This window comes from Pseudoalteromonas sp. SR41-1 (genome assembly GCF_014164015.1).
GTDB classification, from domain to species: Bacteria; Pseudomonadota; Gammaproteobacteria; order Enterobacterales; family Alteromonadaceae; genus Pseudoalteromonas; species Pseudoalteromonas distincta.
This window is the reverse complement of sequence record NZ_JACJEK010000038.1, coordinates 1-7,452: the sequence shown is the minus strand read 5'-3', so window position 1 is coordinate 7,452 and position 7,452 is coordinate 1. Positions and strand designations below refer to the sequence as shown.

The following is a 7,452-nucleotide window of genomic DNA, read 5'->3' as shown; positions in this document are numbered from 1 at the left end:
CACACCGACGACAAACTAGGCCCGCATTATTAGTTTTTTCGTAAAGCTCAATCCACTTTAAACGTTGTTTAATTTCTTTGTTCATAGCGTCATAGTATATTGAAACGATCTCTATGAATCACACACATTATTAGTCATATTTAGCTTCTTAATAAGTTGACCATAAGCCACTTGCCATCAACTTGCCCAAATTTACATTTTCCTTTTTTGTTACGTTGTCTTCCTTTTTACCAAAAACCTTTGATGTCTTAAATGTATAATTAACCCACAGTTCGTCAGTATAACCATACTTTAATGCATTTTTTTGTGATCTTTGAATTATACTATTTTTAGCATCTTCAAGCACCTCAGTACCAACGATTGTAAAGTTATGGATACCCAAATAATGATTTTTTGTATAATGATCATGCTCACGAGCTAACATTCCTTTTACAATACTTTCGTCCATATCTTTAGGCAGCGGGGCATAAAGCTGCTTGAAAAGCTCATAATCCTGATTTAAAACGATATCAACTGACTTTTTACAATTTTCAATCGGGCTGCTGTAGTCAACGGCGCTTGCTGTAAATGATAAAAGTAATGATTGAGCCAGTGTAAAAAAAACGATTTTTTTCATAGTTTTCTCCTGTAATTATTGATTTGTTTGCATTTTACTCATTTGCTGAGTTTATAAGTACACCATAGGCACTCTGCACTTTCCTGTTTAATAGGTTATCTGTTTATAAATTTTTAGCGTCTCAATCAAAAAAATTTCTAATATCATCTACAAAAGGCTTATTAATATGCTCAGCTAGCTCTTTTGCGATATTTCTAACATTTTTATGTGCGCGACTGTAACCTAAAGTAACCCTAGATAAATTTTCAAACTCAACATGATATTGAAAAAACTCTTTTTTTATAGGGTGGCGAGTGGCTATTACACTTGTGATATCCTTCAATTGATAACGCACAGTCCTAATTGAATAAAGTGAGCTCGCTTTAAATTCAAGCACACTACCATTTGGTGGCACACTCAAGCGCGACTTTAAAAAAAGCAAATGCCAACACAATGTAGAAACACATGCCCACGCAAATAAGTTAAAATCGGCTTTATCGTAAGAAAACACTAATTGAGCAATACAAATAAGCCCAATAACAAAACCTGTAACTCTAAATATTCCCATATCTTTATAAATATAAAAGGTACCGTCTGCTGATTTACGAGACTTTGGCTTCATAGTAACCTCAGTAAATTTGCAAATAAAAACAGCGCAAAAAAAGGCAGTGTAAGCTTGGCGTAATCTTTTATTCGCCATAAAACTGGCGCAGGGTCGTTTAGAAATGTTCTCATATTAAAAATGTCCTTTTATTATTTTGATAGTTTTATTTAGTTATTAGCTCAGGGTTTGCACCACTGTGCGTTTTAATGAAAGCATTTGTGTTTAAAATTAAAGCTAACATTAAAGCCAGTGACTCAGCATCGCTTCGGCTATTTAATAAATAGCGTTGATTAGCAACTACTAACCGCCACTTATTTTGTAAATCAGTATCGGGCTCAACGGTAAACCCTTTACTATGTAAATAAGCATGTTGTTTGTGTTTTATACCGAGTATTGAAATACTGTAGTAACAACCTTTGCTTGCAGTTGTAAATACCAGTAACACTTTGGTACTAAGCAATAAAAGTGATAAAAATACAAACACCGCCGTTGCCCATGCGTAAAATGTTAAAGATAAACTTTGCACACTTGCACCTAAAGCCAACACAGCAAATATAACCCCTAAGGTACGAGCGAGACCCGTTGCTTTGGTTTTAAATGCTATGTGATTTTTATCGCTTACCTTATCAAATATGTGAGAGTAAGCAGCCAAACTCTGTTTAAGTTTTTCATTATTCAATAGCATAATATTATTTGTTTTTATTTAAGTTACCTAAAACCCTTTTTAAGTCAGAACACAGTGACCCGCCCTTTTCTGCGCACTCATCCAACACGTGTTGGGCTTTTTTTGGTCTGCTGCAACTCCCTTTCCATCTCGGTAGCCCTCATATACAAAGTACATGGCAGTCATGTTTCCAGCGTCTGCGCCTTGTTGATAGTACTCAAACGCTTTAACTGGATCTTTTTTACCGAATGTTCCTTCTTCATATAACTTTGCGTAATAGTAAAAGGCATCAGTATTACCCTGTTCAATAGCTTTGTCTAACCAGTATCGTGCCTTATCAAAGTCTTGAGGGTACTCTCTCCCTGAACTTTTTGCATAAAGCCGCCCTACTCTTGCCATCGCCTCAGCATCTCCTTGTTTTGCTTTGCTAAGCTGTATGTCAACATTGCGCTGCTCTACGGTTGAAACCGTTGCGTATAGCGATTTATCGGTATCTGCTTGTATTTCAAGTGATGCGATAGTGCTGGCTAAGCCAAGTACAATCGCTAATCGTAGTTTTTTCACTTGTATAATCCTTATAGTAATTTTATTTAATATCAGTCCTGTGCGTACTATTAACCTTTTTTATAAACTTATACTTCAGTATTTATTCTAAACAGGTTCCTGATACAAGTAGAGCTTAAGCTGGTAATCCATGTTCGGTATTAACGTAAACCTTTATTTAAAATCATATAATATTGAATTACTTTTACCTGAATCATTTAAGAGATGAAGAGCTCCCTTTACCGCTTTATTAGGTACGTGAAACGTTATTGATGCTACCGATATATTATTTGGAACAATCGTTTTGCCATTCAATATAACCTTAGTGGCTTGTGTTGCTCCCGTTACGTTTAATGTAAAATTAGCACCACGTTTAAGCATAACGAAAGAAGTACCTAAAATAAGCGGTGCATCTTTACCATAAACTTTGATATAAATATCATTTGTTTTTAAATCATCAACATATAAAAATGCCCTATGTTTTCCTTCAGGAATATTGAGCTTGAATCTATATTTTCCCTCAATAAATGTGGGAGTAAAATTATAAATATTGTCTTGTGAATAAATAACCAAAAGTGGTGCTTTTGCACTTTGCATATTCATACCGTTTACAACAACGACATCATTCCCTCTCAATACTTCTTTAGTCGTTACCCCATTAATTAAAGAACTCACACTACTAATTTGGATTAATGGGGTTGAATCCATTGAAATACTTTCAACTTTTACATAGGGGGCAGAGTCATGAATGTCTAATATATAGTCACCATCGTTATCTAAGTCTAAAAAATCAGCTAAACCATCATAATCCGAATCCAGTGGTGTTCCCTTATCATTTACCTTTTCTTGGCTATCTAGAATTGAATCTCCATCACTATCAAGGTCAGTAAAGTTGTAAATGCCATCTTTGTCTGGGTCGGTGTACCCATCTAACTTATCGTTAATTGTATCGCCATCACTGTCTTCGTCGAGCATATTTACAATGCAGTCAGCATCAAGGTCTAAACCTATAGATGCGTCTACATAGTACTCATAGAAATCGGGGTTCCCATCCTCATCGGTATCTTGACTTTCAGGTAGAACACCAAGCGCTCTCTCTTTGTTATCTGGGATACCATCGATATCTTTATCATAAAAAACATCTACTTGATATTTGAAACTTGGATTTCCGCCTGAACTACTATCAATCACCCCCAAATGAAATAAACCATCTTTAGGGATAATAACAGTTACAAAAAAGGTTTTATTTTCTTTACTAGAGTGAATTAAAGAAGAGTTAATAGCCAAGCCACTTTCATCCGAAAAATAAGCCTTGGGAGCAAAGCTTTCAGACTCATAGGTAACTAATGCTGAAACAAAATCTCCTTCTTTACCTTGAAAACGATATAGATCGCCATTGTCTCCTTTGTTTGAAATAGCACCTTTTACCCTAAAAGGGATCCCAGCAGCTAAAGGTGTAGCAACACTGGGATTATCATTAGGTTCGCTGTCTTGAACTTCAATAAATTTAGAGCGCGAATTATCAAACGGATAGTCATCCAGCTCATCAGGCACGCCATCAACGTCTTCGTCTTTATTTTGCCAGGTGCCTAAATCCGATGATGATTGGTCTGTTTTTGCGTGAGCGGGGGTTATAAAGTTTAGCGAGCTAAAAGCGATGCTTAAACTCAATAATGAGAGGTACAATAGAGGTATTTTCAAGAATCCATCCTTGTATGTTAATCCATTTTTCTGTGTATTTATTATTTAAAGCGTGTATTCAAACTCAAGTGGCTTTAGTGTTTTCACTTCAATCGATAAATCTTCTTTGCGTGTATACAGCACAACATTTAATGCTAACGTTGCTCTGTTGTCACCTAAATGGTGTAACTCGGCGTGTTTATACTCATGTGTATAACCCGTGCCATAACCTTTAACATCATCATAGATACAACGCATTCGCAGTTCAGAGCCCGTGCCTTTAATCGCTCTTTTACTTTTTAGCATACCTATAGGAAAATCAATCTTACAGGTACCCACTTTTCCATCACCTTCTATTTCAACAACCAAAAAAGGCTGTGTTTTAGCATTCTCACGCATAAATTTTGATGGCTCAAAGCTAATCACTTTTGTTATTACAACATCTTGTGTGCCACACCCTGTTAACACACTGGCAAGTAGTGCTATTGATAGATATTTTAATTTCATGCCTTTCCTTAGTTTTTTAAATAAATTAAACAATAAAGCCCAATAAAAACCCGATTGGGAAAAGAGATAAGTAGGTTAATGTCCACCATGAAAAACGGTGTTTGATTTTTACGTTATGCACTTTCGCTAAATAATTAACAATGGTTCTATAATCATTTAAATTAAACGTATGTACTCCATAACTCTCTCCACTGACTGATTTAATTGCCAAATGCGTACTTATGTAAGGACCAAACCATAGCAGCGGCGTTAACGGAAAGTAATTAATATACATTGCCTCTATATCTTTAAAAGCAATAAACACCTCACGTTCGCCTTTAAAGTCCGGCATTGTTATAGCACTAGGCGTAACATAGACATCGGCGTTGTAAAATGTTTTTTGTAACGAGGATTGCAATAGCACCAAACCAAAAAACAAAAACGGGGTAACCACAAACATGGTATTTAATGTTTGGTCTGCGTTTGAGTGACTCGGTTGACCATCAATAAAAAAGGAGGCGACAAACGCCCCTAGTAACATACCTAAAAACGATTTTATTCGCGTATAAGGCACCCAGCGCTTGTGTGCAAAACATACTTCAAATGTATGTTTAAGCTTTTCAGATATTAAATTCATAGTAATCAAATAAGTCTATGATACATATACCATTCGTTATCAAACTCTAAAAATGAGCATGATTTTCTCTCATTACGTTCTTTATTTATAAAAGTGTACATTAAAGTATATTCACGAGTAGCTTCTGGGTAAAAGCGGGCCATTCGTTTATCTACTGAGCCCTGTAAGCCTGATGGTAACATATCACCATTTTTATCTACGCCTCCTGAATCTAAAAAATTAAGGATGGGTGTCACTGTTATTTCTTTTGGCCGTAATGCCTTTCAGCGTATTGTTATAAGCCGCTGTATTTAAATTCAAAGTCATCTGCTTTAATTAATATTTTATCACCACTTTGCATCTGCAATTGGTACTCGTCATCCACTATATTAACTTCCAGCACCGAGTTGGATGGTCCCCATTCATTGTCTCTAGTGCAGCTAAAATTAGTAACTCCAATAAATTTCAATTGATAAGGTTCTACAGGCTTTGTTATTTCAATGAATACTTGCAGATTAAGTTTTACGAATGCTCCATCCCAATCTATGTCAATCAAGCCCAGAATTGCATCGTGTAACGGTAGCTGTTCAAAATTCACAATTAGCTCCTAGGCTTATAACGCCTTACTAAGCGGCGCGAAATTGTTGGCTAAAATTGCGAGGAACGAGCGCTAGCCAACTGTTTAGCGTCCGTTTGAGTAACTTGTTAGTTGCCTTTTGCAAACTGCCAAAAATCTCTGTTTGCGTAAAATGTCCAATTTAAATTTTGGGGCACCATATAAAAACAAAGAATGTCTGTGGAACTTTGAAATGCATCAAAGTCAGTCCAATTTAAGTTTACTTGTTCAGTTAGCCTTTTAGTTAACCCCGTAACTTTGTAAATACGTTCGAAAGACTCAAAAACAAACACAGTATCATTATTTTGATACTCTGGTAACTTTGAGAAAGACTGATTAAATTGATCTTCAGATAACCAAGGCTTTAATTCTGAATTTGAGTTTTTAATAATTTCCCAAGTATAAGAAGTAAGCTTTAATTCTTGATCACTTTCAGTGTCGATAATCGATTTTAAATCATCAAAGTTCAACTTATACTCCTAAGGCAACTAACAACTTTGTCTACGACATTTGTCGTTTTATAAACCGACAAATGTCCATATATTACAGTGCATTTATCTTAACCATCAAATAAACAACTGTAAACAATTAGTTAACTGGAAATTATTTTTAATCAATGCACAAATACACCGAAATGGTGGAGATCAGTAATATTGGACAAAACAACAAGCACTGTCTATATATACAGTTAACTTTTACTAGAGATTCATATCATGAAATCACCTTTTTTAACTATGATAGCCGAACAAATGTATCTAAAGCGTTATGCTAAAAGTACTATTAAAGCGTATTTATACTGGATAGCTTCGTTTATTCGATTTAACTCAATGAGGCACCCAACAACGATGGGAGATAATGAGGTCGAACTTTTTTAAATTACTTAGTCAATCAACAAAATGTTGCTCCTAACACTCAAACACAAGCCTTAAATGCGTTGAGCTTTTTATTTAAAGAAGTGATTAAAAAGCCACTTTCATTATCATTAAGTTTTATTAAGAGCAAACGAGCAACTAAACTACCGGTAGTTTTAACGCAGCAAGAAATAAATAATTTTTTTAAAGTGTGCTCTGCAAAGCATTATTTACCCTGTGGATTACTTTATGGCAGTGGTATGCGATTAATGGAGGTACTGCGTTTACGGGTACACGATATTGACTTTGACTATAACTGCATTCGAATTTGGGATGGCAAAGGAGGCAAAAATCGTGTTGTAACGCTTGCAGTAGAGCTCACACCCCAATTACGTTCTCAAATACAATTAGTTGATAGTTACCTGCAATTAGATCTGAAAAACCCCTTGTATAGCGGCGCTTACATGCCTCATTTATTACGTAAAAAATATCCAAACCACAATAGACAGCTGGGCTGGCAATATTTATTTGCATCACATAAATCAGGGCCTGTTGACCTTTCAGGATTAAAATTTGTTCAATCTAGGGGCTATTTAATCGCGGCGTGAGGTTTGTAACCTAGTGGGCTAAGTAAAAATCGAGCAACAAAGAGTAAATTGCCCCTAGGCAGAACCCTTCGGGCTGACGAATCCCCAAAACGTGACAGGCACAGCAATTTATGATCTTATGTAAATCACCACAACCCACATAAGTCACAACTGCTATGCCTGAGACATCAGTTTGCCATAAGTACTTTA

The 7,452-nt window shown here is 35.7% G+C and carries 10 protein-coding genes and 1 pseudogene; 1 reads left to right on the top strand and 10 read right to left on the bottom strand.

All coding sequences use genetic code 11. The annotated features are described in order from the left end of the window. Positions 1-148: 148 nt before the first annotated feature. The 10 genes from H5118_RS20215 to H5118_RS20170 form a co-directional block, all read right to left on the bottom strand. Positions 149-616 (bottom strand): hypothetical protein, encoded by a 468-nt coding sequence (locus tag H5118_RS20215; RefSeq protein WP_182749957.1) that lies wholly within the window; start codon positions 614-616, stop codon positions 149-151. Between the two features lie 121 nt (positions 617-737). Beyond that, positions 738-1,217 carry a hypothetical protein gene (locus H5118_RS20210; RefSeq protein WP_182749955.1) on the bottom strand — a complete coding sequence of 160 codons (480 nt, stop codon included), beginning with the start codon at positions 1,215-1,217 and terminating at the stop codon, positions 738-740. A gap of 145 nt (positions 1,218-1,362) precedes the next feature. Next, entirely contained in the window at positions 1,363-1,884 is a 522-nt protein-coding gene (locus H5118_RS20205; RefSeq protein ID WP_182749953.1) for a hypothetical protein, read from the bottom strand. 39 nt (positions 1,885-1,923) lie between these two features. Continuing rightward, positions 1,924-2,427 (bottom strand): tetratricopeptide repeat protein, encoded by a 504-nt coding sequence (locus H5118_RS20200; RefSeq protein WP_182749951.1) that lies wholly within the window; start codon positions 2,425-2,427, stop codon positions 1,924-1,926. A gap of 153 nt (positions 2,428-2,580) precedes the next feature. Next, positions 2,581-4,107, bottom strand: coding sequence for a cell surface receptor IPT/TIG domain-containing protein (locus tag H5118_RS20195; protein ID WP_182749949.1), 1,527 nt, complete (start codon positions 4,105-4,107; stop codon positions 2,581-2,583). A gap of 45 nt (positions 4,108-4,152) precedes the next feature. Further along, positions 4,153-4,593: a hypothetical protein gene (locus H5118_RS20190; protein WP_182749947.1), complete on the bottom strand. Its 441-nt coding sequence runs from the start codon at positions 4,591-4,593 to the stop codon at positions 4,153-4,155. A gap of 25 nt (positions 4,594-4,618) precedes the next feature. After that, complete coding sequence (locus H5118_RS20185; RefSeq protein ID WP_182749946.1) at positions 4,619-5,209, bottom strand: hypothetical protein; 591 nt, start codon at positions 5,207-5,209, stop codon at positions 4,619-4,621. Positions 5,210-5,214: 5 nt separating this feature from the next. Beyond that, positions 5,215-5,445, bottom strand: a complete 231-nt coding sequence (locus tag H5118_RS20180; RefSeq protein ID WP_182749944.1) for a hypothetical protein — start codon at positions 5,443-5,445, stop codon at positions 5,215-5,217. A 38-nt stretch (positions 5,446-5,483) separates the two neighbouring features. Next, positions 5,484-5,786: a hypothetical protein gene (locus H5118_RS20175; RefSeq protein WP_182749942.1), complete on the bottom strand. Its 303-nt coding sequence runs from the start codon at positions 5,784-5,786 to the stop codon at positions 5,484-5,486. Positions 5,787-5,893: 107 nt separating this feature from the next. Beyond that, on the bottom strand, positions 5,894-6,274 hold the full coding sequence (locus H5118_RS20170) for a hypothetical protein (protein ID WP_182749940.1): 381 nt from the start codon (positions 6,272-6,274) through the stop codon (positions 5,894-5,896). 243 nt (positions 6,275-6,517) lie between these two features. On the opposite strand from H5118_RS20170, the pseudogene H5118_RS20165 reads away from it, so the two are divergent. Further along, positions 6,518-7,197 (top strand): annotated as a pseudogene (locus H5118_RS20165) (integron integrase); the annotation flags it as partial. Positions 7,198-7,452 lie beyond the last annotated feature (255 nt).